Genomic DNA, 23,752 nt, shown 5'->3' on the forward strand with positions numbered 1-23,752 from the left:
GGCGAAAGTTCGACCCCGAACTCCATGTCGCTTGCGTCAAATAACAGTATCTACGTCAACCTTGTAGGAGCGGCTTCAGCCGCGATTACCGCCGTTCTGGCGCCTTGCTGGCATAGCGCTTCAACCATCCGCACCAGCGTCTCGATCACCGCGTCCCGACCAAGCAGTGAGTGTTCCTCGCTCAGGTAACGCGCCGTGGTGTATTGCACCGCATTGATCAGCACGAACAGCAGCGTCGGCAGGTTATCGAGGCGGTATTCGTTGATGTGGCGCATCAGGTACTGCCTGCACAATTCGCTCATCTGCCGCTCCAGCGTCTGGAACACCGGGGCTGCGTTGAGGGTGTGCCAGTGGCGCAGCAGTTCGCGCTGCGCCTTGTCCTCGGCGACTTGCTCGAAGATGCCGAGCAGGATGGCGCGGCTGACGGTGGCGATGTCCTGGCCGAGCAGCGGTGCCAGACGCTGTTGCACGCCGGCGAGCATGAGCTCGGCCTTCTGCATCAGCAGGGCATCGACGAGCATTTCCTTGTTGGCGAAGTACTGATAAAGCGAGCCGATGCTGACGCCGGCACGTTGCGCCACGTGGTTGGTGGTGAGCCGATCCAGGCCGCGGTTGGCAATCTCCTGGGCCGTAGCCTCCAGCAGCAGGGCGATCATCTGGTTGGCGCGTTGTTGCTTGGGCTGCTTTCTCATGCGCTGGGCATCCGCGAGTTGTTTGCGAGCAATTAGTCGCAATAGCGTAGAGCGACCTCTTCAGCACACAGCCAACCAAGGTATGAAAATGCCCCCAGAGCCCAAGGTTCTTCCCGCTCGGCATGGCGCCGACCTGTTGCGCGCCCGTAAGGTGGCCGCGCCGATTCGGCGTTTCATCCAGGGGCCGGCAGAACCCAGCCCGGCGCAGTGGCAGGCCATCGGTGAGTCACTGATGCAGGGCGACGTCGCCATGGATGCACTGCTGGGCTGGATGAGCGAGGCTGGTTTGGCGCAGAGCATGCCGCTCTACCAGCGGGCGCTGGAGCAGGGCATCGCCGCCATCGATGCGGCCCCGCAGCCGCTGCAGCGCTTCTTCGCCCTGGTCGAGGCCACACCGGCCTGGCTCGATACCGAGCTGCTCGACGAGGGCGCGCGGGTCTGCTGCCTGTCGGGGCTCACCGGCATGCGCGTATTGCGTGACCTGGGGTTGCTGGCGGGCTATCAGGCTTCGGCGATCAACCGCACGCTGGTGCTGACCGGCGCACTGGAGAGCGGCACTCAGCGGCGGATCGCCGAAACCAGCAAGTGGTGGGTCGACTGCACCCGACCTGGCGGCATGGCGCGTGGCGCCGCCGGCTACCGGGGCACGTTGCACGTGCGGCTGGTGCATGCGCTGGTGCGCCGGCGGGTGTCACGCATGGCGGAGTGGGATGCGAGCTACTTTGGCCTGCCGGTCAACCAGGGTGACATGCATGCCACCTACCTGGCGTTCTCGGTGGTCTTCCTGATCGGCCAGCGTCTGCTGGGCGTGCCGTTGAGCAAGGACGAGCGCGGAGCGGTGCTGCACCTCTGGCGTTATATCGCCTGGCTGATGGGTGTGGATCAGCGCTGTCTGCACATCGATGAGAACGACGCCACCCGAGCGCTCTATCACAACCTGCTGGCGCAGGCGCCGGCCGATGCCAGCAGCCATCAGCTTGGCACGGCGCTGATCGACGAGCCGCTGCAGCGCCATTATCCGAATCTGCAGTGGCTACGCGGACGGCTCAATCGGGCAATTCACCTGAGCATCGCGCGCACCTTCATCGACGCCGAGGGGCGCCGCGCGCTGGGTCTGCCCAGAGGCGTGCTGCCCTGGTATCCACTGCTGACGGCGCCGCCGCGTTACCTGCTGCACCGCCTGGTGCGTTGCCTGCCAGGTGGTCGGCAGTGGTTGAGCGAGCGTGGCGACCGGCAGCAGCAGGCCTACCTGCTGACGCTGTTCGGGGACAGCCATCCCCGGTTGGTCTCAGCTGGGCAGGTCAGTGAGGCCGACTCGCCCGCCGCTGGAACACGTACCTGAGCGAGCCGCTGCTCAGATACTGCGCTGATTGACCCGCTGCGACAGCGCCTCGGCCGACTCCTTGCGCTCGGAGTAGCGATCCACCAGCTCGGGGTGGTCGCGCAGCAGCCAGGTGAAGCGCACCAGCTCTTCCATCACGTCGACCAGACGGTCGTAGTAGGGCGACGGCTTCATGCGGTCGTCATCGCCGAATTCGAGAAAGGCCTTGGGCACCGACGACTGGTTGGGGATGGTGAACATGCGCATCCAGCGGCCGAGTACACGCAACTGATTGACCACGTTGAATGACTGCGAACCGCCGCAGACCTGCATCACCGCCAGGGTCTTGCCCTGGGTCGGGCGCACCGCGCCCATGGCCAGCGGCACCCAGTCGATCTGCGCCTTGAACACTGCCGACAGAGCACCATGGCGTTCCGGCGAGCACCACACCTGGCCTTCCGACCACTGCATCAGTTCCAGCAGCTCCTGCACCTTGGGATGCTCGACCGGAGCGTCGTCCGGCAGGGGCAGGCCGGACGGATCGAAGATGCGCGTCTCGCAGCCCAGGTGCTGCAGCAGGCGCGCCGCTTCCTGTACCAGCAGGCGGCTGAACGAGCGCGGCCGGGTGGAGCCGTACAGCAGCAGGATGCGCGGTGCCGGGGCCGAGTCGCTGGATTGGGCCGGCAGCAGGTCGAGATCGAGATTGGGCAGGTTGTCGTTCATGCGGGTGTCCTCACTCCTGGCCGATACGGTTGAGCGCCTGCTGCAGCTCGTCGCGGCTCATGTCCGCCAGCGGCAGGGCGAGGAAGGCGCGGCAGCGCCGTTCGATATGCGCCAGGGTGGCGTGAAAGGCAGCGTTGATGCTGGCCTCGTCACCTTCCACGTGGGACGGATCTTCCAGGCCCCAGTGGGCTTTCAGCGCCGGGCCGAAGTACACCGGGCAGGCTTCGCCAGCCGCCTTGTCGCAGACGGTGATGACGATATCCGGCGGGCAACCCTCGAAGGCATCGTTACCCTTGCTGCTCAGGCCCTCGGTGGCGATGCCGGCGTCGCGCAGCGTTACCAGCGTACGCGGCAGTACCTCGCCGCGCGGGAAGCTGCCGGAGCTCACCGCCTGGTGCTCGCTGGGCGCCAGGTTGTTGAACAGGGCTTCGGAAAGGATGCTGCGGCAGCTGTTGGCCGTGCACATGAACAGGACTTTCATCGGATGGCTCCAGGTCAGAGGCTCAGGCGCAGGGCCAGTGCCGAAAGGGTGAGCAGCAGCACCGGCAGGGTGAGCACGATGCCGACCTTGAAGTAGTAACCCCAGGTCACGCGGATGCCCTTGCGCGCCAGTACATGCAGCCAGAGCAGGGTGGCCAGGCTGCCGATGGGGGTGATCTTCGGCCCCAGGTCGCAGCCGATCACGTTGGCGTAGATCATCGCCTCGCGCACCGCGCCGCTGGCCTGGCTGGCGTCGATGGCCAGCGCGCCGATCAGCACGCTGGGCATGTTGTTCATCAAGGACGACAGCAGCGCGCTGAGCAGGCCGGTGCCCAGCGCCGCGCCCCAGATGCCATAGCCGGCGAAGGTGTCGAGCAGGCGCGTCAGTTCGGCGGTCAGGCCGGCATTGCTCAGGCCGTAGACCACCAGATACATGCCGAGGGAGAAGATCACTACCTGCCAGGGCGCCTCGCGCAGCACCTTGCCGGTGGCGATGCGCTTGCCACGCGCGGCGACCGCGAACAGCAACGCGGCGCAGGCCGCCGCCACCGCGCTGATCGGGATGCCCAGCGGCTCCAGGGCGAACAGCCCGACCAGCAGCGCCAGCAGCACCGCCCAGCCGACCTTGAAGGTGCTGAGGTCGCGGATCGCCTGGCTCGGCGCCTGCAGCGCCGCCACCTCGTAGCGCGCCGGAATGTCGCGGCGGAAGAACAGCCACAGCACCAGGAGGGTGGCGGCGACGCTGACCAGGTTCACCGGCACCATCACCGCGGCGTAGGCGCCGAAGCCGATGCCGAAGTAGTCGGCCGAGACGATGTTGACCAGGTTCGACACCACCAGCGGCAGGCTGGCGGTATCGGCGATGAAGCCGGCAGCCATGACGAAGGCCAGGGTCGAGGCCGGCGAGAAACGCAGCGCCAGCAGCATGGAAATCACGATGGGGGTGAGGATCAGCGCCGCGCCGTCATTGGCGAACAGCGCCGACACCGCCGCGCCAAGCAGGATGCTGAAGGCGAACAGACGCGCGCCGCTGCCATTCGCCCAGCGCGCCACGTGCAGCGCCGCCCACTCGAAGAAGCCGGCTTCATCGAGCAGCAGGCTGATGATGATCACCGCGATAAAGGTCGCCGTGGCGTTCCACACGATGTCCCACACAGTGGGGATGTCGGCGAAGCTGACCACGCCGGCGGCCAGGGCCAGCACGGCGCCGAGCGAGGCGCTCCAGCCGACGCCCAGGCCTCGCGGCTGCCAGATGACCAGAATCAGGGTGAACAGAAAGATGGCGACGGCGATCAGCATGCGATGTTCTCAGCAGCAGGTGGCGAGGCGGGCAGGGCGGTCGCCCATATTGGCGAGGCGGCTGGCGTCCTGTTCCAGCCAGGTGCGGTTGGCGGCCAGGGTGGCGGCCAGCACGTCGCGCACCCACTGCGGCAGATCGGACGCCAGGCGGTAATACACCCATTGGCCCTGGCGGCGATCCTGTAGCAGGCCGCTGTTGCGCAGTTGTGCCAGGTGGCGGGAGATCTTCGGCTGGCTGTCGCCCAGTGCGCAGACCAGCTCGCAGACGCACAGCTCGCCCTGATCGGCGATCAGCAGTACGGCGCGGGCGCGGGTTTCGTCGGCGAGGGATTTGAACAGCGCGGGCGGGGAGAGGTGCTCGGACATTGGGTAAGTCCCTATATGCGGGTTTGCGAATATACGAAAATCCATATGTATTGAGCAACCCGGTGGTGGTTGTGGGCGGCTTTGCACTACAGTCCCCGAGTCAGGGCACCTCTAAAAACTACCTGCGTTGCCATCGCTGCGTTAAAAACAGGCTCAAAATGCTCATTTACAACTCGTAAACTGCGCTTTTTCGCCTGTTTTTGCCTTGCGCTGGCTGCCTCGCCTACGTTTTTAGAGGCGCCCGCCGGTCGCCGGGACGGATTTTTCCCGGCCAGAGATTTTCAAGGGAGGCGCTGGATGCGTTTACCGCGCATGCGCAACGTGATGGCCTGGACGCTGGTGGTGCTGTTGTTGATCGTGGTGGCCTTGCTCGGCATTCGTATCGCCGGGCTATCGTCGTTGCCCGAACTGGAACCCTGGCACCGCCTGGTGCCGCAGGAGCTGGAAGCAGACGAGCTGGACGCGAGCGACTGGCAGACCTACGTGGCTGCCGAGGCGGCCCTGTTCGAGCGCCTGCAGCGTGAGCTGATCGAGCCGGTCACGGCTTCCGGTTCGGCGCGCTACAGCCGTTACGCCAGTGATAGCCCGGTCTACCCCGGCAATCTGTCGCGTGACTGGAACCGCTCCTTCATCCTGCCGCCGCAGGGCCCGGCACGCGGGGTGGTGGTGTTGCTGCACGGCCTGACCGACTCACCCTACAGCCTGCGCCATATCGCCCAGCACCTCAGCGAGCAGGGTCTGCTCGCCGTGGTGCCGCGCATGCCCGGCCATGGCACGGTGCCGGCGGCACTGACGGCTGCGCACTGGGAGCAATGGCTGGCCACCACGCGCCTGGCTGTACGCGAAGCGCGGCGCCAGGTGCCGGACGGGCCTTTGTATCTGGTCGGTTATTCCAATGGCGGGGCGTTGGCGCTGCGCTACAGCCTGGCGGCGCTGGAGGACGAGCGCCTGGCCATGCCACAACGGCTGGTACTGATTTCGCCGATGGTCGGGGTCACGGGGTTTGCCCGCTATGCCGGACTGGCGGCCATGCCGGCGTTGCTGCCAGCCTTCGCCAAGTCGGCCTGGAAAAGCATCCTGCCGGAATTCAACCCGTTCAAGTACAACTCCTTCCCAGTGCACGCGGCGCGGCAGACCTATGAGCTGACCCGCGAGGTGCAGAGTGCCTTCGACGCCGCCGAGGCCGATGGCCGTCTGTCACGACTGCCGCCGGTGCTGGCCCTGCAATCACTGGCCGACAACACCGTGAGCACGCCAGCGGTGGTGCACCAGCTGTTCGAACGCTTGCCGGCCAACGGCAGCGAGTTGGTGGTGTTCGATATCAATCGCTCGCAGGCGGCCAGTTCGCTGCTGCGCACGGATATGAGCGGGTTGCTGGAGCAATTGCTGCCACCGGCCGCACGTGACTTTGATCTGACCGTGGTTGGCGTGGCGCCGGAGCAGGGGCGTGCGGTGGAGGCCAGGCGCATCGCCGCAGGCAGCCAGCAGATGCAGCGCGTATCGCTGGGGGTGGACTACCCGAGTCAGCTGTTTTCGCTGTCGCACGTGGCCTTGCCGTTCCCGCCCAGCGATCCGCTCTATGGCAGTGATCCTGCACCGGGCGAGGACTATGGCGTGGCGCTGGGTACGCTGGCGCCGCGCGGTGAGCACGGCGTGCTGGTGGTGGGGCTGGACAGCCTGCAGCGGGCGACGTCCAACCCCTTCTACGACTACCTGCTGCAGCGTATCGACGACGATCTGCGCTGAGCCTTACAGGCGGAAACGGCCTACCAGCCCGTCCAGTTGGGTCGACAGCGCCTGCAGGTCGCTGCTGGCCTGGTTGAGCTGATCGGCGATATGGGTGGTGCCGACGGTCAGCTCGTTGATGTCGACGATATTGCGGTTGATGTCCTCGACCACGCTGGACTGTTCCTCGGTGGCAGTGGCGACCTGGATGTTCTGATCGCTGATCTGGCCGATATGGCTGTTGATCTGCTCCAGGGCCACCGATGCCTTGCTCGCATACTCCACCACCAGCGCGCTCTGCCGCTGCCCCTTGGCCATGGCTTCGACGGCCGAGCGTGATTCGTTCTGCAGGCGGTCGATGACCTGCTGGATTTCCTCGGTGGACGCGCCGGAACGGCTCGCCAGGGTGCGCACCTCATCGGCTACCACGGCAAAGCCACGGCCCTGTTCACCGGCACGCGCGGCCTCGATGGCGGCGTTGAGGGCGAGCAGGTTGGTCTGTTCGGAAATGCTGCGAATGGTGTTGAGCGTGGTGCTGATGGCGTCGGTCTGTGCCGCCAGCGCGCCGATGACCCTGGCGGCCTGCTCCAGCTCACCGTTGAGCGCATCGACCTGCTGCTGCGCCTGGCTGACCACCGCGCCGCCGTCACGGGCATGCTGGGTCGCTTCGCGTGCCACATCGGCGGCATTCTCGGCATTACGGGCGATCTCGTTGACGGTCGAGCCCAGTTCGTTGATCGCAGTGGCCACCTGCACCGTGCGGTCGCTCTGCGCCGTGCAGTTGCTCTGGGTCAGACGCGCGCGCTCGGCCACGTCGCGGGCCATACCGGATAGCTGGCGCGAGTTGTCGGCGAGCTGGCGCATGGCGCCGTGCACCTTGTCGATGAACTGGTTGAAGCTGCGGGCGATTTCAGCCAGTTCGTCCTGGCCGGGCAGGTCGATGCGGGTGTCCAGTGCCAGGTTGTCGGCCGCCTGGCCGAGGCTGTTCTGCAGCACGGCGACGCGGCGGCGCAACTGGATGACGATCAGCCAGGAAATGATGATCGACACCAGCAGGCCGGTGGCGATGATACCGATCTGGCGGGTCAGGCCTTCTTCATAGCTTTTGCTGCTGTGTTCGTTCTGTTGCTCGGCTTGCTTGAGCAGTGCATCGAGCAGGTCGTTGGCGCCCTGACGCATCACGCCGTAGGTCTTGGCGTACTGGTCGCGATAGATCTGTTGCGCCTTGGCCATGTCGCCCGCGTCGAAGGCGGCGAGCATCGGATTCAGCTCGTTGCTGACCATGGTCTCGAACTGATCGAGCAGTTGCTGCGCCTGCGCCTTGCGCTCCGGATTGACCTGGGCGGCCACGGCCTGGCGCATCGCTTCGCGCATGCCGGGGATATCTTCGTTGCGGGCGTCCTGCACACGGGATTTGACGCCGCGCTCGTCGCGCAACGGGGTGTCCTGCAGCAGCATCATGTCGATGCCCACGCGCATGCGCGGGATGCGCGAGGCGGCTTCAGCCATGGCGCGCATCGGCGCGGCGGTATTGAGGTAGAGCACCTCCGTATCCCGGTGCATGCTGGACATGCTGCTCAGGCTGGTCAGCGCTACCAGCAACAGGGCAATGCAGGGGATGGCCACCGCGATGATCAGGCGGGACTTCAGGGACAGGGCATCGAGGCTCATGGAAAGGCTCCGGTTCGAGGGCATAAGCGGCGCGCAGCATGCCGGTTTGGCGCCGCCTTTGCTATATCGGCAGCACCGGCCCAGAGCATGAGGGGCGACTTCGCTTAAATCTGGTGCATGGGCTGGGGCTTGTCGAGTTCGGTGCTCGAGCAGGTGACCCGTGCAGCGGATCGGTCATGAACGCGCAAATGATCCAGGCGCGTGGCGCGATGATCGATAAGCCATACGCCGCAAGCGAAGGCGTGCGGCGCATTCGGGCTCAGGCTTGCAGCAGCGCATCCAGCTTGCCGCCACGCTCCAGCGCGGCGAGATCATCGAAGCCACCGACATGCTGCGCGCCGATGAAGATCTGCGGCACGCTACGGCGGTTGCTGCGCTGTAGCATTTCCGCCAGACGCTGTGGCGAACTGCCCACGTCGATTTCCTCGTAGGCCACGCCCTTGCGGGACAGCAGCGCCTTGGCGTTTACGCAGTAGGGGCAGTGGCCGGTTGTGTAAAGAGTGACGGCTTGCATGGTGCACCTCCTGTCTCGTCAGACGGCTACGGGCGGAAAGTCGACAACGGTTTCAGCCAGGTTGTTGAGGTAGTTGGTCAGCGTCATCAGAGCGACGTTGGCTACCACTTCGACGATGGCGGCGTCACTCAGCCCGGCCTCGCGTGCAGCCTGCAACTGCGCATCGCTGATGCGGCCGCTGCTGTCGATGATCTGCCGGGTCAGACGCGCCACGGCATTGAACTCGCCATCGCGGGCGCTGCGAATGTCCGCCTCGCTCAAACCGGCCTTGCCGGCGAACAGGGTGTGTGCGGCCAGGCAGTATTCGCAGCCGTTGACCTGCGAGCTGGCCAATGCGATCACTTCGCGCGCCTTGGCATTCAGCGTGCCCTTGCCGAGCGCCTGGGACAGTGCCAGGTAGCCGCTCAGCGCGGCCGGGGCATTGGCCAGGGTAGCGAAGGTGTTAGGGATGAAACCGAGGCCCTTGCGGATGCCTTCCAGTTGCGCCTGGGCGCTGGCAGCGGTTTGTTCGAAGGGCAGTGCGGCGATGCGGGTCATGGTGATTCTCCAGTCTTGGGTGGGGAGCTTGTCGTTCAAGCCTGGAGCCAGATTAGGGAATCCATCTGGCTTTTCGGATTCAGATCGTCGATGTTATGCGACAGATCGTCCAAGAGTGCGAAATGACCATGGATCGCCTGTCCAGCCTGCTGCACCACTTCAACCTGCACGCCAGCACCTTCCACCGCGGTGGTTTTTGCGGCACCAGCAGCCATGGCGAGCATGAGCCGCACGGCTACATTCACCTGCTGCGTGCCGGGCGCATGCGCTTTCGCGAGGGCAATGGCTGCGAGCTGCGCCTGGAAGAACCGAGCCTGATGCTGGTGGCCAGACCGCGTCTGCATGAGATGACCGCCAGCGAGGCCGATGGTGCCGAGCTGGTCTGCGCCACCCTGGCTTTCGACGGAGGCATCGACAATCCGCTGTCGCGGTCACTGCCGGGTGCCATCGTCAAACCCTTGCGCGAGTTGCCGAGCCTGAGCGGCTGCCTGGACTGGCTGTTCGCCGAGGCGGCAGGGGAGGATTGCGGGCGTGAGCTGGTGCTCAACCGCCTGTTCGAGCTGATGGTGATCCAGCTGTTGCGCCATCTGATGAACAGCCGCGAGCTGGCCTCGGGGATGATGGCCGGTCTGGCCGAACCGCGTCTGGCGCGCGCCCTCAATCAACTGCACGAGAAACCGCAGCATGGCTGGTCGGTGGCCGAGCTGGCGGCGTTGGCGGGCATGTCACGGGCCAGTTTTGCTGCGCATTTTCACCAGGTGGTGGGCGCTACGCCGGCCGATTATCTGGTGGGTTGGCGTGTCAGCCTGGCGCAGAAGCGCCTGCGTGAAGGTCGGCCCATGGCGTTGATCGCCGATGAGGTCGGCTACGAAAGCCCGTCGGCCCTGGCGCGCGCGTTTCGCCGCAAGGTGGGGGCGAGCCCCAGTGAGTGGCTGAAGCAGAGTGGTTGAGCCCGGCGGAAGGCTTGATCTGCGGCAATCGGACTGGTGCTCGGGCTCGACCGCCGTGCCGTGATGGTGCATGGTGGCGCCCCCGCTGTCCGTTCCGAGAGTAGCCTCCATGTTCGAGATTCAAGCCATCGATCCGGCCTATTACCGCCAGCAGACCCGTCGCAGCACGGTACTGATCGCGGTCATCTTCCTGGCGCTGGCCATGCTCTGCGCCACGCTGAGCACGCAGCTGTTCGGCACGCCTGGTGGCGACAACTTCAAGTGGAATCTGCTGGGTGTGGCTGCGGGCCTCGGGTTGAGCATCGCCCTGGTACGCCAGCAACTCTGGTCGCGACCGTTCATGGCGCCTGCCGTCTATGGCTGGCGCCTCAAGCGCAGCCTGATGCGCATCACCAACGTCATGCATCACGTCAAGGCGGGCGTGGAGCAGGGCGATGAAAGCGCGATGAAGCTGCTGCGCTTCTATCACCTGGGGGTGACCCAGATGCACCAGCTCGACGGCAACTCCAGCGAGCTGAGCCAGATGGTGGGCGAAATCAATGCCCACCGTGAGGCGATGGAGCAGCGGGAGCTGGACGTTGAGCTGGCTCGCCTGGATCCGGATTGGTTGGAGCGGGTGAAGACGTTCAAAGCGGCTTGATCAGTCGCCTAGCGACAACACCATGGTCTGACCTTGCCAGATACCCTGGCGGCGGCGCGCGATGACCAGACAATCGCCCGTGCCGGCTGCGCTCACAACCAGTTGTCCGCCGGGCGCCCAGAATGCACTGCGGCCCGCACAGGCCCAGCCACCGGAAGGGCCTCCGTGGTTGGCCATCAACACCCCGAGAGACAGTTCAGCGGCATAGCCTTGCAGCAATTCGCTGTCGTGTGGGTAGCCGTTTTCGCTGATCAGCACGCTGGTCGCGTAAATGCCCGCGCCGCTCTTGGCAGCAGCCCTGGCATGGCTGGCGTGGGTGAAGTCCGCGCAGATCGACAGGGCGATGCGTTCGTCACCGATAAGCAGCGGTGCACCGCCAGCGCCCGGGCTGAATACGCGTTCTTCCCCCGCATGCAGGTGCTGCTTGGTGTAGATCGTCTGCGTGCCATCGGCGCCGAAAATCAGGGCGCCGATCAGAATGCTATCGCGCGCATCCCCCCGTAGTGGCAAGCCGACCTGAGTGGTCATGCGCAACTGCTTGGCCAGCTTGCGCAGTGGCTGCAGCCTGGCTGCGTCCGGCGTTTGCACCAGTGCCTGTGCCAGTGACGGCTCGTAGCCGGTCAGCGACAGCTCGGGGAACAGCATAAACGTGATGCCCTGTTCAGCGGCGAGTCGCATGACCTGTAGGTGGTGATCGATGTTGGCATTGAGGTCTCCGGCGACGGAGCAGTATTGGGCTGCGCAGAGATCGAGGTCGGTCATGGCATCGATTGTCACGAGGGGGCGCGACAGTAGAGCATGAATTGCACTGGCAGAGGTTCGAGCACTCTCGCTATCGCTTGGGTTGACGTGGCTTTCTCGCGCTGCGTCTTGCGCCGAACATGGGCCACATCTGCCGTCGACATATCCCCTGACATTTGCCATGGCTCATATCCGCCGCTTAAAGGTTTTTGAAAGGTTCGCCTCTTAGCTTCCGGACGCGCTCGTTGCGCCCCACAAGAAAAAGAGGAGAAAGCGGTTTGTTGACCCTGATCGGTCTGTTGACCATCTGCTGCCTGGTTGTGCTGTTGCTCGTCGGGCGCATGTCGCCTGTTCTGCCGTTGATCGTGGTGCCGCTCTTGGGCGCTTTGGCCGCGGGCTTTGGCCCGGAGGCGATTTCCGGTTTCTTCACCGATGGCATTGGCCGGGTGACGGCGATTGCCACCATGTTCGTGTTTGCCATCACCTTTTTCGGCGTGCTGCAGGACACCGGGCTGTTCCGCCCGCTGATCGGCGGCATGGTACGGCTGACGCGCGGCAACGTGATCGCGGTGACCGTGGCGACCGCCATAATTGGCATGCTTGCGCACCTCGACGGTGCCGGCGCCACCACCTTCCTGCTCACCGTTCCCGCGCTGTTGCCGCTGTACAAGCAGCTGCGCATGAGCCCCTATCTGATGCTGCTGTTGCTGGCCCTCGGCGCCGGTATCTTCAACATGCTGCCTTGGGCCGGGCCGCTGGGCCGGGCGTCGGCGGTGACCGGTATCGAGGTCACCGAACTGTGGCGACCGCTGATCACCATTCAAGGCATCGGTGTGGTGCTGCTGATCGCCTTGGCCGCGCTGCTCGGCTGGCGGGAGCAGCGTCGCATCGCTGCGGGCAGGACGGGTGATGAGGGTGTGCTGGTGGAAACCAGCAGCGACCTGCACGAGCTGAGCGCAGAGGAACGTGAGCTGGCGCGTCCGCGCCTGTTGTGGGCCAACGCTGCGCTGTTCCTGGCGGTGCTGGTGTCGTTGTTCTCGGGCGTATTGCCGGCGGGCTACATCTTCATGATCGGCCTGTGCCTGGTGCTGCTGCTCAACTATCCGGGCGGCAAGGTGCAGATGCAGCGTATTTCGGCGCATGCGCCGGCGGCGCTGAGCATGGGCATGATCATCCTGGCGGCTGGCTCGATGCTCGGCATCTTTACCGGCACTGGCATGCTCACCTCCATCGCCAAGGATCTGGCCGGCGTGCTGCCGGCATCGCTGGTGGGGCAGATGCATATCGTGCTCGGCCTGTTCGGCCTGCCGATGGAGCTGATGCTGAGCACCGATGCCTATTACTTCGGCCTGCTGCCGGTGACGCTGGAAGTGGTCAGTGGCCAGGGCGTGGAGCCGGCCAGCGTGGTCTATGCGCTGACCATCGGCAACATCATCGGCACCTTCATCAGCCCGTTCTCGCCTGCATTGTGGCTGGCGTTGGGCCTGGCCGGGCTGGATCTGGGCCGCCATATCCGCTACTCGCTGTGGTGGATGTGGGGCTTCTCGCTGGTGTTGTTTGGTGCGGCCTGGGGGCTGGGGCTGTTCTAGGCTCTGTAAGAAAAGTGCCTGCGCTCGGTGATGCTTCGTTAAAAACGGGCTGGAACGCCAGCCCGGTCGAATGCTCATTTACAGCTCGTAAACTCGAGTGCGAGCCCAGTCCGTTCCTCATCCGTTTTTGCGGGGCCGCCATCGGTATCGCCTGACCTTCGCTCGACGACTTTTCGTACAAACCCTAGCCACATCTCGCAGCACAGAACGCCCGGGCTTGCCCGGGCGTTTTGCGTCTGGGCGATGCGTTGGCTAGCTGATTTCCACCTGATAACGGAAGTTCTCCGCAGCGGCGCGCGACATCCGGTACTCCAGTGGCGTGCGGTCGTAGCCCAGCGCGGTACGGGCGATCACCACCACCGGGCTGCCGAGGGCCACGCCAAGGGTCGCAGCCAGCGTTTCATCGGCGCTGGCGACAGTCAGGGTTTCCTGCGCCGAGGCGATGCGCTGGCCGCATTGCTGTTCGTAGAAGGGATAGAGCAGCGGCGGGAAGTCACCGGGCGCAATGCTCTGCAGGGCGCTGAAGCGCGAGGCCGGTAGCCAGATGCGCTCGTGAAACATCGGTCGTCCTTCGATCAGCCGCAGCCGCTCCAGATACAGGCAGTGCTCGCCGGGCTGCAGTTGCAGGGCTACGCGTGCGGTTTCCGTGGCAGGTTCGAGACGGCTGACCAGAATGCGGCTCTGCGGAATCTGTGGCTGGCCGCTGGCGCTGACCTGACGAAAGAAGCGAAACAGCGAGCCATCGAAATTGGGCCGGCGCACGAAGGTACCACGGCCCTGTGCACGTAGCAGCAGGCCTTCCGCGACCAGGGTCTCCACCGCCTTGCGTACGGTGCCGACGGCAACGCCGTACTGGCGCGTCAGCTCCGCTTCGGTGGGAATGGCCTCACCTGGCAGCCATTCGCCTGCCGCAATTTTCGCCAGCATTTCATCGCGCAGCCGCTGATACAGCGGCAGGCGCTCGTCCTGTCCCAGAGGGGTGGGGCTCATAGCGCATCAATCCCGATTTCGACCGGCCGTCACTTTACCACCGAGCCGTGCGTTGACAGCAGTCGGTGTCTGTCGTTAGATATCATCTATTCATATATATGACTATATGTCCTGGCGAGTCGATCAGCTTTCCAGGCTGGTTCGAACAATACTCGACAGAGGTACCGCTTCGTGACGTCCCTGCCTTATGCCGCTATCACCGGCATCGACACCCATGCGCACATCTTCCGGCAGGACTTGCCGATGGTGCCTGGCCGCCGCTACAGCCCTGACTACGACGCCACGGTGGAGCAGTACCTGGCTCATCTGGACGGTTGCGGCCTATCTCACGGCGTGCTGATCCAGCCGAGCTTTCTCGGCACCGACAACCACTACATGATCGAGGCGCTGCGTCGCTTCCCGCAGCGCCTGCGCGGCGTGGCGGTGGTCGATGCGCAGGTGAGCGACGGCGAACTGGACGAGTTGGCGGCTGCCGGTGTGGTGGGCGTGCGCCTGAACCTGATCGGCAAGGCGTTGGAGGATTACGCCAGCCCCGCCTGGAACGGCCTGTTTCGGCGCCTGGCCCGGCGCGGTTGGCAGGTGGAGATCCAGCGCGGCTTCGACGACCTGGCGCTGATCGTGCCGACGATTCTCGAATCCGGAGTGACGGTGGTGATCGATCACTTCGGTCTGCCGGCTGCCAGCATGCAACTGGACGACCCGCAGCATGCGGCCTTCTTCGATCTGCTCGGCCAGGCGCCGGTGTGGATCAAGCTGTCCGCCGCCTACCGCAGCCAGTCCGATCTGGCCCGCGCCCAAGCCATCGAAGCGCGCCTGCGCGAGGCCTGTGGCGGGGTAGGGCGGTTCGTTTGGGGCAGCGATTGGCCCAATACCCAGTTCGAGTCGCAGACCGGCTACGATCAGCAGTTCGCGCTGCTCGAGGCCCTGCTGCCCAACCCCGAGGAGCGCCGCCGCGTTCTGGTGGACAACCCCGCAACCCTGTTCGGTTTCGCGTAAGCGAGGCCGTCGCTCACATCAGAACAACAAAAGGAGTCAAACCATCATGATGAGCTTGCTCGTCGTCAGCGCGATCGTTCTTGCGGTTGCCTTGGGCTACACCACCAAGATCAACATCGGTCTGTTCGCCATCGCCTTCGCCTACCTGCTGGGCTGTTTCGGCATGGGTCTGAGCCCGGGTGACATCATCGGCATGTGGCCGTTGAAGATCTTCTTCGTGATCTTCTCGGTCTGCCTGTTCTACAGCTTCGCCACCGTCAACGGCACCCTGGAGAAACTCGCCGGCCATCTGCTGTATCGCTGCCGGGGTGTGCCGCATCTGCTGCCCTACGCGATCTTTTTCACCGCCAGTGTGATCGCCGGCATGGGCGCCGGTTACTACACCGTGCTGGCCTTCATGGCGCCGCTGACCCTGCTGCTGTGCCAGCGTACCGGCATGAGCCTGATCCTCGGCGGCATGGCAGTGAACTACGGCGCACTGGCCGGGGCCAACTTCGTCTCCAGCCAGAGCGGCATCATTTTCCGTGGCCTGATGACCAGCGCCGGGATGCCCGAGAGCGAAGCCTTCGTCAATGCCCTGGCGATCTTCGCCAGCACGGCGATCATTCCGGTGCTGGTGATTTCCGCGTTCGTCTTCCTAGGTGGCCATGGCCGCAATCTGAAGAATGCGGTACTCAACGCTGACCTGCCGGAAGCCTTCAACCGCGAGCAGAAACTCACTCTGCTGCTGACCGTGCTGATGATGCTGCTGGTGCTGGCCGCACCGCTGGCGCTGCTGGCCTTCCCGGATAACGCCACGGTCAAATTCATCAACGCCAAGGTGGATATCGGCCTGATCGCCAGTGTGTTCTCTGTGATCGCGCTGCTGCTCAAGCTGGGTGACGAGCGCAAGGCCATTGCCTCCGTGCCCTGGGCCACGTTGATCATGATCTGCGGGGTCGGCATGCTGATTACCGTCGCGATCAAAGCCGGCACCATCGATGCCCTGGCGTCCTGGATCAGCGGCAACATCCCGCCCGTGATGATCCCGGTGGCCTTCGGTGTGGTCGCGGCACTGATGTCGATCTTCGCCAGTACCCTGGGTGTGGTGACGCCGGCGCTGTTCCCGATGGTGTTGCCGCTGGCGAGTTCGATGTCGATCGACCCGATGATCATCTTCGTCGCCATCGTGGTGGGTGCTCAAGCCACCTCGATTTCGCCGTTCTCCTCCGGTGGCAGCCTGCTGCTGGGCTCCTGCACGGAAGATAAGGCCCGTGCCTCGCTGTTCTCGCAACTGCTGCTGCGCGCCGCGCCTATCGGCTTCGTCGCCGCCATGCTGTTCAACCTGGCGCTGACTTTCCTCTTCTAATGAAAAAGCCCCGGCATCTTTCGATGTCGGGGCTCAGCCTTGGCGCTCCGGCTTATTTGGAGCAAGTGCCTTTGCGCGCCAGTTCCAGCTTCGCAATGTCTTCTTTGCCTTCCTTCTCGTCGACCAGTTCCAGGTTGGCGCCTCCGACGAATACGCCCATCTTGATGTACTGCTTGATGAAGTAGTTCTTGCCGCTTTCGGTCTTGACCAGCAGATCGTTGGGCGAGAACTCGGATTCGGTGGAGATCTTGTGCTCCATGTCGCCTTTGACCTGCTCGTAGAAGAAGATCTTCGGTGCGGATTCGCCGATGCATTTATCGTCGACCCAGATGTCTTTCTTCAGGGCACTGCCGGCGCCCATGTTGCGGTAGATGTACAGGCCTGCATTGCCCGCTGCGGGGGATGCAAAGCGCTTGGCTTCGGTCGAGGCTTCCTTGTCTTCCATGGGAACCGAGGCGCAGCCGACGAGCAGCGACGAGGCAAAGGCGGCCAGGGCCAGTTTCTTCAGCATGATGACTCCGAGTGTCGAGGGGGTGGTGAACAGGCACGGCGCAAAGACTGGTCTGGATTGCCAGCCGTAGCGAGTGATCAGGTCACGGAGGAGACGTTGCATGAAGGTCAGGCGGTTGCCTTTACGCGTCGCTGCGCATGCTCGAATTCCGTTTCACTGATGGCTCATTGCCATGCTGGGGCGGACAATATCGCGTTGTCTGGTGCCGGGCAAGAGTGCCGCCTCACTTCAAGCGATAACGCGCCAGGTCGTCCCGGCTCAGCAACTGCAGGCGGCCTTCCGGCACGCGGTAGATGGCCTCGGCCAAGCTGACGTCGACGCCCATCTCGCGAAAGTAGTTGGCCGGGCTGAGCGCGAGGCGGGTGCTGGCTGCCTGAGCCAATGCCGAGTCGCCATTGGCGAAGGGCGGGCGACGCAGCGCCACGGCGCCTTTCACCGTGCGCGTGCTGCCGGCTGCCAGCAGATAGATGCAGCTGCCTTGGCACAGGCCGTTGGACGGCACCAGTGCCTCGAAGCCGGTTTCACGCAGCAGACGCCCCATGCGCATGGCTTCGGGAACACTGCCGCCGATGCTGTCGAGCAGCATGATCTTGCGCGTGAACTTGCCTGGGTGGGCTCGCAGCGCCTTGAGCAGTGCCTCGTAATCGCCCGGCACGATCTCCTCGGACACCTTGGCTGCCAGCAGGCCATCGTGAGCTTCGACCTCCACCTTGGCCAGGGCGTCGATGGAGGTGAGCAGGGCAGTAGCGAGCAGGGCGCAGCGCAGCAGTCGGGCGATCATCGATGGGATTCATGACGGTGGTTCGGGAGGCAGAAGATACCTGCACGCGCACCGTCTCGCATCCCTCAAATGTGCCCGTTTTTCTTCTGTACGCTCCAGGCCCAGGCGAACAGCGCCAGGCCGCAGATTGCAGTGGCCGCGCCGATAAAGCCGGTCACCGTCCAGCCCATGCCAGCGCTGATCGCCAGGCCGCCGAGCCAGGGGCCAAGCGCGTTGGCGACGTTGAACGCAGCGTGGTTGGAGGCGGCCGCCAGGGTTTGCGCGCCAGTGGCGACGTCCATCAGATGGGTCTGCAGCGCCGGGCCGAGGGCGATCATGGTGCCGAGGGCGAAGATCGCCGGGAGGATCGTCCACAGGCTGTGCGCGGCGAAGGGGAAGACCAGCAGCACCAGTGTGCTCCAGGCCAAGATCCAGGCCACCGCACGCAGGCGCAGGCGGTCGAACAGCCAGCCGCCGGCGCTGTTGCCGACGATGCAGCCGGCGCCGAACACGCCCATGGCCAGCGGGATCCAGCCGGGGCCGACCTGGGTGACGTGCAGCAGGGTCGGCGCCATATAGCTGAACACGCAGAACATCCCGGCAAAACCAATCGAGCCGATGCCCAGGGCCAGCCAGATCGGTGCGCGGTTGAAGGCGCGCAGCTCGCCCGAGGGGCTGCTGCGCTCCTCGTTGGGGTCGGCCGGCAGGAAGATCGCCACCATGGCGATGGTGGTGATGGCGATGACACCGACCAGGGCGAAGGCGTAGCGCCAACTCATGAACTGGCCGAGCCAGGTGGCCAGCGGGTTGCCGATCAGGATGGCCACGGTGAGGCCGGCCAGCACCCGGCTGACCGCCTTGGCACGCTTGTGCGGCGGCGCCATGGACGCCGCCACCAGCATGGCAATGCCGAAATAAGCGCCGTGCGGCAAACCGGCGATGAAGCGGAAGATCAGCAGCGGCTCGTAGCTGGGCGCCAGGGCGCTGGCGAAGTTACCGAGGGCGAAGCAGCCCATCAGCAGCAGAAGCAGGATGCGCCGTGGCAGGCGCGCGCCAAGCAGGGCCAGCACCGGTGCACCGACCACCACGCCGAGGGCGTAGGCGCTGATCACATGGCCGACCTGCGGCTCGCTGACGCCAAGGTCGGCGGCGACGTTGGGCATCAGGCCCATGATGGCGAACTCGCCGGTGCCGATGGCGAAGCCGCCGAGGGCGAGGGCGAGTTGAATGAGCAGGATCGCGCCAGGCGACAGACTCGGCGCGGCGCTGGAAGCGGGATGACTCATGAATAACCTTGGGTTGGGGCGAGCGGGGCGCCGGATTATATTCTCCTAGCGCCTCACTGGGGTATTGGCAGCAGCTCTATCTCGGGCCTTTCATCGGCATGCCGGGCGAGGCCGAGGTCATGCGTAGGGCTGCACGGGGGCGCAGGCTCAGTCGCGCGCTGGAATGTTCAGACCACGCTGTACCGCCGGGCGAGCGAGGAAGGCATCAAGTACACGGCGCACGTTACCGAAACGCTCGAACTGCACCAATTCGTCCGCCTTGTAGAAGTCCACCAGGCAACGCACCCAGGGCAGCACGGCGATGTCGGCGATGCTGTAGTCGCCCATGATCCAGTCGCGGCCCTGTAGGCGTTGGTCGAGCACGCCGAGCAGGCGCGCCGATTCGGCGACGTAGCGGTCACGCGGGCGCTTGTCCTCGTATTCGGCGCCGGCGAATTTATGGAAGAAGCCGAGTTGGCCGAACATCGGCCCGACCCCGCCCATCTGCCACATCAGCCACTGCAGGGTTTCGTAGCGCTGCGCCGGATCTTCGGCGAGCAACTGGCCGGTCTTCTCCGCCAGGTAAACGAGGATGGCGCCGGACTCGAACAGTGCCAGCGGCTGGCCGCCCGGCCCATTCGGGTCAAGGATGGCGGGAATCTTGTTGTTCGGCGTCAGCGAGAGAAATTCCGGGCTGAACTGCTCGTTGCGCTCGAAGCTGACCAGATGCGGCTCGTAGGCCAGGCCGGTTTCCTCGAGCATGATCGAAACCTTGACCCCATTGGGTGTCGGCAGTGAATAGAGCTGCAGGCGCTCGGGATCGGTTGCCGGCCATTTGTGGGTGATGGGGTAGCGGGTGAGATCGGTCATTGAATTTCCTCGGTGGTCTTTCGGTGAGCGAACGAAACGAGCTGTCGTGCCGGTTTCCATGAAGGGCTGGGCCGGGGTATGTTGCCTGCCTCGAACCACGCAGAGGGAGCGCCTTCATGAGCCTGAACGGCCAATACGATTCCGACAACATCTTCGCCAAGATCATTCGTGGCGAACTGCCCTGCTTCAAGATCTATGAGGACGAGGACGTGCTGGCGTTCCTCGACCTGTTTCCGCAGTCCTACGGCCATAGCCTGGTGATCCCCAAGCGCGCAGCAGCACGCAATATTCTCGAGATCGATACGGACAATCTGGCCAAGGTCATGGCCACGGTGCAGAAGGTCGCCCAGGCGTTGGTCGACGAACTGCAACCAGCGGGTGTGCAGGTGGCGCAGTTCAACGGGGCGCCAGCCGGGCAGACGGTGTTCCATATCCATATGCATGTGATTCCGCGTTTCGAGGGTGAGGGGCTCGGCATCCACGCCGCCAACAAGGCCGATCCCGCCGAGCTGGAGAAGCTTCAGGCGCGCCTGAGCAAACGACTGCAAGGTTGAACGTAGCGGGCGCCCATCAGGGCGCCCGCTGCATTCGGCTCAGCCGTTCTGGCTGGCCTTGCCGCCCCATTCGAGGAAACGCACTTTGTGCAGCTCACCCTGGCTGTCGCGGTACACCATGATGCTCGGTACCACGCCACTCTTGCCGGAGTTGTCGGTGCGTTCGAGCACGCTGGCGACATCCAGCTGCATGCCGTAGTGGTAGTTCTCCACGGGGATGCCGTGGCCGACCTTGCCGGTGTCATCGGCGAAGGCCATGGGTGCCAGGCTGGAAATGACGGCGGAAACCAGGGTTGCGATTTTCATCTGTGTTGCTCCAATCGGTTGAGCCGCGGTTGAGGTGGTGCGGCGGGGGACAGGAGTGATGAAACCACCGCCTGGCGCCTGGCAGAAATCGAAGCGCCTGCTAGTTGGCATCATTGCTATCGATGACGCTTGCTCAACGCATTACTCGCGCTAATACTCAGGGCACACCCGATATGCCCACGGAGGGCTGCATGCGTTCGTTCCTTCTCGCTGTACCGCTGTTGTTGCTGGCGGGTTGTTCCTCGTTTCGCGCCGATCCCGAGCACGTGCGTCCGGTGCCGGAGGATCGCTTGCTGGCCTTCCAGACAGCCGAGACAGGGGGCGCGCATATCGTGGTCACCCGTGATTTCGGCTTGATGGGCGGCGGCTGCTATGTGGCTATCGAGGTGGATCGCAAGGTCGCTGCGCGCATTGGCGTGGGCGAGGAGGCGCGCTTTGAGGTGCCGCCGGGGACGCGCATCGTCGGCATCACCCCGGATCGCATGGATGACACCCTCTGTGGCATGGGGCGCCTGCTGCGCGAGGTCGTCGTGCCGATCAAGGCCGGGGAGACCCAGCAACTGCGCATCGTCAGCCAGAACAAGGGCGGCTTCGATATCCTGCTGGATGAATCCGGCAAGCGTTGATACCTGCTGCATGCTGCCCCGCGCCTCGCATAGAATCCCCGGCATCGAAAAGGAGTAGGACGATGCAGGGATTACCGATAGCAATCGTGGGCGCAGGGACTGCAGGGCTGGCCGGCGCCATTTTCCTCTCCCGCCAGGGCTACAACGTTCGTGTGCTGGAACGCGTCGAGCAGTTGCAGCCCGTCGGCGCCGGGATTCTTCTGCAGCCATCCGGCCTGGCGGTGCTGCAGCGTCTTGGCCTGCTGGCCGAATGCACGGCCTTGGGGGCACCGGTCAGCCGTCTGTACGGCACCAGTTGCCAGGGCCGCGTCATCCTCGACACCCGTTATCACCACTGGCAGCCAGGCAGCTTTGGTCTGGGCATTCACCGTGGCGTACTCATGACCGCCCTGTTGCAGGCGGCGCAACGCGCTGGGGTGCGGGTAGAAACCGGCGTTGCGGTGACGCGTTTTCAGCAGGCGCCCACGCATATCTGCCTGTGGCGCGAAGACCCTAGTGGCGATGAACAGCCTATTGGTGACTTCGCCGCGCTGATTCTGGCCGACGGCACACGTTCGACCCTGCGCGCGCAGATGCAGGTCAGGCAATGGGCGCGGCCTTACCCCTGGGGTGCGCTGTGGAGCATGTTGCCGACCCCGCCTGGCGGTGAGTCTCGCGATTTGCGCCAGTGGTATCGCGGCTGCCGTGAAATGTTCGGCCTGATGCCCACCGGCAGCACCCACCAGGCCCGTGATACTGCCCTGACCAGCCTGTTCTGGAGTCTGCCGCTGAGTGAGCATGACGCTTGCCGCGAAGCGGGACTCGAGGCCTGGAAGGCGCGCGTAAGAGCGCTCGCCGGCGAGGCTGCCGAGCCTTATCTGCAGCAACTGCGCGACCCGGCGCAACTGACGCTGGCTGCCTATGCCGACGTACGCATGCAGCGCTGGCACGAGGGCCGCGTCCTGGCCATCGGCGACTGCGCCCACGCCATGAGCCCGCAACTGGGGCAGGGCGCCAATATGGCCCTGGTCGATGCGGCAGCGCTGGCCGATGCCCTCGGCGATGCCGCCGAGCCGCAGTCTCTCGATTGGGATGCGCGCTTCGCTCATTACGGCGATATGCGCCGTGATCACCTGCGTTACTACCGTCAGGCCAGCCGCTTGCTGACGCCATTGTTCCAGTCCAACAGCAACCTATTGGCGGTCATGCGCGATATTGCTCTGCTGCTCGCCCGGCACAACCGTTTCGGCCGCCAACACGCGGTCAGCACCTTGGTCGGTGCGCGTAACGGTTGGCTATGGTCGGGAGCGCAGAGGCGCGAACTCCATGTGTGGACCGGGGAGCGGGTGGCGTGGGAAGAGGTGTCGCGGGTCTAGTGCACCGTTAGCTGTTGAGCGGAACGCTTGGTATGTCTGGGCGCAGAGCGAGTCCATCATCCAACTCCGCCACAGCAACGGCATAAAGCTGGCATTCTTCCGTCACCAGGCACCAGTCATAACCATCGGGCAGACTCATATTCTGGGACTCAAGAATAATCTTCGTGGAGAATCTGGCAGCAAGGCTCTGGGCAAGACCAATGTCATCGATGGCCACCCCTTGGGCTGCCCAGCTAAGCATTGCGCTCTGTTGGAAGTCGACGTTGTAATCGAGATGCTGAAGGAAAACGGCAGCCACTTCATTGGGATATTCCAGAGACTCTACCCCTGCCAATAGCTTCTCGTTGAACAGAGCGAGAAGATCCGCTTCTGGGATTCGTTTCTCGATGAAAAAGATGATCGATCCATTCATCGCACTTCCGCTTCTACAAGGGTTGTCTGGCAATGGTGACGAAGACCTCATCGCTATCGGCGTCGTAGGTGTAGTGGGCTTCTCCGTATGAGCTGCCATATTCCGTGAGTAGCTTATTGTTCCAGGATTGCGACATTATCCGAGCCAGGGCGATAGCCTGCTCTGTCGTCAAGTCATCAAACAGACCTGTGATTTCCAGCAGGTTCATCCAATATTGGGCATGATCCGCATCCTCTGTACTTTCTAAGAGTTCGTGATGGCGGTTCTCGTCGTACAGCTCACGGATGAATACCCGCCCGTCCACCACCGTCATCTCGGGTGAAAAGAGTTGTGCGTAATGAACAAGAAAGTCGAAGTGTAGTGGTGTGGTGGCGTATACCGCGTGCACGTAATCGATGCCAGAAATAGCTGGATCTTTATTGTCTTTTTTGAAATCAATAAAGCTGAACGGCTGGTAACTACTCACGTGTTTTGTTCTTACCTTGGGTTGTCTTGATACTTTCCGGCTTTC

Annotated in this window: 27 protein-coding genes and 1 pseudogene; 10 read left to right on the forward strand and 18 right to left on the reverse strand. The window is 64.0% G+C overall.

Going from position 1 to position 23,752, the window contains the following annotated elements:
* Window positions 1-50: 50 nt before the first annotated feature.
* A complete protein-coding gene (locus ACODS1_RS20335; RefSeq protein ID WP_489087089.1) occupies window positions 51-692 on the reverse strand; it encodes a TetR/AcrR family transcriptional regulator in 642 nt (213 codons plus the stop codon).
* An 88-nt stretch (window positions 693-780) separates the two neighbouring features.
* Between ACODS1_RS20335 and ACODS1_RS20340 the strand changes: the two genes are divergently transcribed.
* On the forward strand, window positions 781-2,034 hold the full coding sequence (locus tag ACODS1_RS20340; RefSeq protein ID WP_489087090.1) for an oxygenase MpaB family protein: 1,254 nt from the start codon (window positions 781-783) through the stop codon (window positions 2,032-2,034).
* A 12-nt stretch (window positions 2,035-2,046) separates the two neighbouring features.
* Here ACODS1_RS20340 and arsH read toward each other — a convergent pair whose 3' ends face one another.
* From arsH to ACODS1_RS20360, 4 genes are read right to left on the reverse strand one after another with little or no spacing between them, the layout of a single operon-like run.
* Window positions 2,047-2,736, reverse strand: coding sequence for an arsenical resistance protein ArsH (gene arsH, locus ACODS1_RS20345; RefSeq protein WP_489087091.1), 690 nt, complete (start codon window positions 2,734-2,736; stop codon window positions 2,047-2,049).
* 10 nt (window positions 2,737-2,746) lie between these two features.
* A complete protein-coding gene (locus ACODS1_RS20350; protein WP_489087092.1) occupies window positions 2,747-3,217 on the reverse strand; it encodes an arsenate reductase ArsC in 471 nt (156 codons plus the stop codon).
* Between the two features lie 14 nt (window positions 3,218-3,231).
* On the reverse strand, window positions 3,232-4,515 hold the full coding sequence (locus ACODS1_RS20355; protein WP_489087093.1) for an arsenic transporter: 1,284 nt from the start codon (window positions 4,513-4,515) through the stop codon (window positions 3,232-3,234).
* 9 nt (window positions 4,516-4,524) lie between these two features.
* Window positions 4,525-4,881 carry a metalloregulator ArsR/SmtB family transcription factor gene (locus ACODS1_RS20360; RefSeq protein ID WP_489087094.1) on the reverse strand — a complete coding sequence of 119 codons (357 nt, stop codon included), beginning with the start codon at window positions 4,879-4,881 and terminating at the stop codon, window positions 4,525-4,527.
* Between the two features lie 297 nt (window positions 4,882-5,178).
* Here ACODS1_RS20360 and ACODS1_RS20365 point away from each other — a divergent pair, with 297 nt between their 5' ends.
* Window positions 5,179-6,627, forward strand: coding sequence for an alpha/beta hydrolase (locus ACODS1_RS20365; RefSeq protein WP_489087095.1), 1,449 nt, complete (start codon window positions 5,179-5,181; stop codon window positions 6,625-6,627).
* A 3-nt stretch (window positions 6,628-6,630) separates the two neighbouring features.
* Here ACODS1_RS20365 and ACODS1_RS20370 read toward each other — a convergent pair whose 3' ends face one another.
* The 4 genes and pseudogenes from ACODS1_RS20370 to ACODS1_RS20385 form a co-directional block, all read right to left on the reverse strand.
* Complete coding sequence (locus ACODS1_RS20370; RefSeq protein ID WP_489087133.1) at window positions 6,631-7,470, reverse strand: methyl-accepting chemotaxis protein; 840 nt, start codon at window positions 7,468-7,470, stop codon at window positions 6,631-6,633.
* Window positions 7,471-7,488: 18 nt separating this feature from the next.
* Window positions 7,489-8,301, reverse strand: a pseudogene (locus ACODS1_RS20375) (MCP four helix bundle domain-containing protein); the annotation flags it as partial.
* Window positions 8,302-8,536: 235 nt separating this feature from the next.
* The gene (grxC, locus tag ACODS1_RS20380) at window positions 8,537-8,791 is read right to left on the reverse strand and encodes a glutaredoxin 3 (RefSeq protein WP_322979319.1); all 255 of its coding nucleotides are present in this window, start codon (window positions 8,789-8,791) and stop codon (window positions 8,537-8,539) included.
* Between the two features lie 18 nt (window positions 8,792-8,809).
* Window positions 8,810-9,328 (reverse strand): carboxymuconolactone decarboxylase family protein, encoded by a 519-nt coding sequence (locus ACODS1_RS20385; RefSeq protein WP_489087096.1) that lies wholly within the window; start codon window positions 9,326-9,328, stop codon window positions 8,810-8,812.
* Window positions 9,329-9,450: 122 nt separating this feature from the next.
* On the opposite strand from ACODS1_RS20385, the gene ACODS1_RS20390 reads away from it, so the two are divergent.
* Both ACODS1_RS20390 and ACODS1_RS20395 read left to right on the forward strand, forming a co-directional pair.
* Complete coding sequence (locus ACODS1_RS20390; RefSeq protein WP_489087097.1) at window positions 9,451-10,278, forward strand: AraC family transcriptional regulator; 828 nt, start codon at window positions 9,451-9,453, stop codon at window positions 10,276-10,278.
* A gap of 109 nt (window positions 10,279-10,387) precedes the next feature.
* Window positions 10,388-10,918 carry a DUF3087 domain-containing protein gene (locus ACODS1_RS20395; protein WP_489087098.1) on the forward strand — a complete coding sequence of 177 codons (531 nt, stop codon included), beginning with the start codon at window positions 10,388-10,390 and terminating at the stop codon, window positions 10,916-10,918.
* Here the strand turns inward: ACODS1_RS20395 and ACODS1_RS20400 are convergent, their stop codons facing one another.
* Complete coding sequence (locus tag ACODS1_RS20400) at window positions 10,919-11,680, reverse strand: carbon-nitrogen hydrolase family protein (RefSeq protein WP_489087099.1); 762 nt, start codon at window positions 11,678-11,680, stop codon at window positions 10,919-10,921.
* Window positions 11,681-11,937: 257 nt separating this feature from the next.
* Between ACODS1_RS20400 and ACODS1_RS20405 the strand changes: the two genes are divergently transcribed.
* A complete protein-coding gene (locus ACODS1_RS20405) occupies window positions 11,938-13,248 on the forward strand; it encodes a CitMHS family transporter (protein WP_322979306.1) in 1,311 nt (436 codons plus the stop codon).
* Window positions 13,249-13,500: 252 nt separating this feature from the next.
* Here ACODS1_RS20405 and ACODS1_RS20410 read toward each other — a convergent pair whose 3' ends face one another.
* Window positions 13,501-14,238 (reverse strand): GntR family transcriptional regulator, encoded by a 738-nt coding sequence (locus ACODS1_RS20410; RefSeq protein ID WP_489087100.1) that lies wholly within the window; start codon window positions 14,236-14,238, stop codon window positions 13,501-13,503.
* A 171-nt stretch (window positions 14,239-14,409) separates the two neighbouring features.
* Here ACODS1_RS20410 and ACODS1_RS20415 point away from each other — a divergent pair, with 171 nt between their 5' ends.
* Window positions 14,410-15,234 (forward strand): amidohydrolase family protein, encoded by an 825-nt coding sequence (locus tag ACODS1_RS20415; RefSeq protein WP_489087101.1) that lies wholly within the window; start codon window positions 14,410-14,412, stop codon window positions 15,232-15,234.
* A 46-nt stretch (window positions 15,235-15,280) separates the two neighbouring features.
* Window positions 15,281-16,582, forward strand: a complete 1,302-nt coding sequence (locus ACODS1_RS20420; RefSeq protein ID WP_489087102.1) for an SLC13 family permease — start codon at window positions 15,281-15,283, stop codon at window positions 16,580-16,582.
* Window positions 16,583-16,634: 52 nt separating this feature from the next.
* Here ACODS1_RS20420 and ACODS1_RS20425 read toward each other — a convergent pair whose 3' ends face one another.
* The 4 genes from ACODS1_RS20425 to ACODS1_RS20440 all read right to left on the reverse strand — a co-directional run bounded on the left by ACODS1_RS20425 (window position 16,635) and on the right by ACODS1_RS20440 (window position 19,988).
* Window positions 16,635-17,093 carry a DUF2846 domain-containing protein gene (locus ACODS1_RS20425; RefSeq protein ID WP_322979302.1) on the reverse strand — a complete coding sequence of 153 codons (459 nt, stop codon included), beginning with the start codon at window positions 17,091-17,093 and terminating at the stop codon, window positions 16,635-16,637.
* A 223-nt stretch (window positions 17,094-17,316) separates the two neighbouring features.
* A complete protein-coding gene (locus tag ACODS1_RS20430) occupies window positions 17,317-17,874 on the reverse strand; it encodes a COG3904 family protein (protein ID WP_489087103.1) in 558 nt (185 codons plus the stop codon).
* A gap of 65 nt (window positions 17,875-17,939) precedes the next feature.
* Window positions 17,940-19,139 (reverse strand): MFS transporter, encoded by a 1,200-nt coding sequence (locus ACODS1_RS20435; RefSeq protein WP_322979300.1) that lies wholly within the window; start codon window positions 19,137-19,139, stop codon window positions 17,940-17,942.
* A gap of 147 nt (window positions 19,140-19,286) precedes the next feature.
* A complete protein-coding gene (locus tag ACODS1_RS20440) occupies window positions 19,287-19,988 on the reverse strand; it encodes a glutathione S-transferase N-terminal domain-containing protein (RefSeq protein WP_489087104.1) in 702 nt (233 codons plus the stop codon).
* A 116-nt stretch (window positions 19,989-20,104) separates the two neighbouring features.
* Between ACODS1_RS20440 and ACODS1_RS20445 the strand changes: the two genes are divergently transcribed.
* On the forward strand, window positions 20,105-20,542 hold the full coding sequence (locus ACODS1_RS20445) for an HIT family protein (RefSeq protein WP_489087105.1): 438 nt from the start codon (window positions 20,105-20,107) through the stop codon (window positions 20,540-20,542).
* A 39-nt stretch (window positions 20,543-20,581) separates the two neighbouring features.
* On the opposite strand, the gene ACODS1_RS20450 is transcribed toward ACODS1_RS20445, so the two are convergent.
* Window positions 20,582-20,848 (reverse strand): DUF2790 domain-containing protein, encoded by a 267-nt coding sequence (locus tag ACODS1_RS20450; protein WP_322979297.1) that lies wholly within the window; start codon window positions 20,846-20,848, stop codon window positions 20,582-20,584.
* Window positions 20,849-21,039: 191 nt separating this feature from the next.
* Between ACODS1_RS20450 and ACODS1_RS20455 the strand changes: the two genes are divergently transcribed.
* A complete protein-coding gene (locus tag ACODS1_RS20455; protein ID WP_489087106.1) occupies window positions 21,040-21,474 on the forward strand; it encodes a 3-isopropylmalate dehydratase in 435 nt (144 codons plus the stop codon).
* Between the two features lie 62 nt (window positions 21,475-21,536).
* Window positions 21,537-22,829 carry an FAD-dependent oxidoreductase gene (locus tag ACODS1_RS20460; protein ID WP_489087107.1) on the forward strand — a complete coding sequence of 431 codons (1,293 nt, stop codon included), beginning with the start codon at window positions 21,537-21,539 and terminating at the stop codon, window positions 22,827-22,829.
* A 7-nt stretch (window positions 22,830-22,836) separates the two neighbouring features.
* On the opposite strand, the gene ACODS1_RS20465 is transcribed toward ACODS1_RS20460, so the two are convergent.
* Together ACODS1_RS20465 and ACODS1_RS20470 are read right to left on the reverse strand one after the other, a co-directional pair.
* Window positions 22,837-23,241: a hypothetical protein gene (locus tag ACODS1_RS20465; protein ID WP_489087108.1), complete on the reverse strand. Its 405-nt coding sequence runs from the start codon at window positions 23,239-23,241 to the stop codon at window positions 22,837-22,839.
* Between the two features lie 13 nt (window positions 23,242-23,254).
* On the reverse strand, window positions 23,255-23,707 hold the full coding sequence (locus tag ACODS1_RS20470) for a hypothetical protein (RefSeq protein WP_489087109.1): 453 nt from the start codon (window positions 23,705-23,707) through the stop codon (window positions 23,255-23,257).
* Window positions 23,708-23,752: the final 45 nt, after the last annotated feature.

The organism is Pseudomonas sp. FG29, from assembly GCF_057809355.1.

Excerpts from the sequence above, each read along its gene's own strand:
- ACODS1_RS20420 (WP_489087102.1), top strand. The coding sequence starts at position 15,281 with ATGATGAGCTTGCTCGTCGTCAGCGCGATCGTTCTTGCGGTTGCCTTG.
- ACODS1_RS20360 (WP_489087094.1), bottom strand. The coding sequence starts at position 4,881 with ATGTCCGAGCACCTCTCCCCGCCCGCGCTGTTCAAATCCCTCGCCGAC.
- ACODS1_RS20445 (WP_489087105.1), top strand. The coding sequence starts at position 20,105 with ATGAGCCTGAACGGCCAATACGATTCCGACAACATCTTCGCCAAGATC.
- ACODS1_RS20355 (WP_489087093.1), bottom strand. The coding sequence starts at position 4,515 with ATGCTGATCGCCGTCGCCATCTTTCTGTTCACCCTGATTCTGGTCATC.
- grxC (WP_322979319.1), bottom strand. The coding sequence starts at position 8,791 with ATGCAAGCCGTCACTCTTTACACAACCGGCCACTGCCCCTACTGCGTA.
- ACODS1_RS20460 (WP_489087107.1), top strand. The coding sequence starts at position 21,537 with ATGCAGGGATTACCGATAGCAATCGTGGGCGCAGGGACTGCAGGGCTG.
- ACODS1_RS20350 (WP_489087092.1), bottom strand. The coding sequence starts at position 3,217 with ATGAAAGTCCTGTTCATGTGCACGGCCAACAGCTGCCGCAGCATCCTT.
- ACODS1_RS20335 (WP_489087089.1), bottom strand. The coding sequence starts at position 692 with ATGAGAAAGCAGCCCAAGCAACAACGCGCCAACCAGATGATCGCCCTG.
- ACODS1_RS20340 (WP_489087090.1), top strand. The coding sequence starts at position 781 with ATGCCCCCAGAGCCCAAGGTTCTTCCCGCTCGGCATGGCGCCGACCTG.
- ACODS1_RS20465 (WP_489087108.1), bottom strand. The coding sequence starts at position 23,241 with ATGAATGGATCGATCATCTTTTTCATCGAGAAACGAATCCCAGAAGCG.
- ACODS1_RS20425 (WP_322979302.1), bottom strand. The coding sequence starts at position 17,093 with ATGCTGAAGAAACTGGCCCTGGCCGCCTTTGCCTCGTCGCTGCTCGTC.
- ACODS1_RS20365 (WP_489087095.1), top strand. The coding sequence starts at position 5,179 with ATGCGTTTACCGCGCATGCGCAACGTGATGGCCTGGACGCTGGTGGTG.
- arsH (WP_489087091.1), bottom strand. The coding sequence starts at position 2,736 with ATGAACGACAACCTGCCCAATCTCGATCTCGACCTGCTGCCGGCCCAA.
- ACODS1_RS20410 (WP_489087100.1), bottom strand. The coding sequence starts at position 14,238 with ATGAGCCCCACCCCTCTGGGACAGGACGAGCGCCTGCCGCTGTATCAG.
- ACODS1_RS20400 (WP_489087099.1), bottom strand. The coding sequence starts at position 11,680 with ATGACCGACCTCGATCTCTGCGCAGCCCAATACTGCTCCGTCGCCGGA.
- ACODS1_RS20440 (WP_489087104.1), bottom strand. The coding sequence starts at position 19,988 with ATGACCGATCTCACCCGCTACCCCATCACCCACAAATGGCCGGCAACC.
- ACODS1_RS20390 (WP_489087097.1), top strand. The coding sequence starts at position 9,451 with ATGACCATGGATCGCCTGTCCAGCCTGCTGCACCACTTCAACCTGCAC.
- ACODS1_RS20450 (WP_322979297.1), bottom strand. The coding sequence starts at position 20,848 with ATGAAAATCGCAACCCTGGTTTCCGCCGTCATTTCCAGCCTGGCACCC.
- ACODS1_RS20430 (WP_489087103.1), bottom strand. The coding sequence starts at position 17,874 with ATGATCGCCCGACTGCTGCGCTGCGCCCTGCTCGCTACTGCCCTGCTC.
- ACODS1_RS20395 (WP_489087098.1), top strand. The coding sequence starts at position 10,388 with ATGTTCGAGATTCAAGCCATCGATCCGGCCTATTACCGCCAGCAGACC.
- ACODS1_RS20385 (WP_489087096.1), bottom strand. The coding sequence starts at position 9,328 with ATGACCCGCATCGCCGCACTGCCCTTCGAACAAACCGCTGCCAGCGCC.
- ACODS1_RS20370 (WP_489087133.1), bottom strand. The coding sequence starts at position 7,470 with ATGCGCCAGCTCGCCGACAACTCGCGCCAGCTATCCGGTATGGCCCGC.
- ACODS1_RS20455 (WP_489087106.1), top strand. The coding sequence starts at position 21,040 with ATGCGTTCGTTCCTTCTCGCTGTACCGCTGTTGTTGCTGGCGGGTTGT.
- ACODS1_RS20435 (WP_322979300.1), bottom strand. The coding sequence starts at position 19,139 with ATGAGTCATCCCGCTTCCAGCGCCGCGCCGAGTCTGTCGCCTGGCGCG.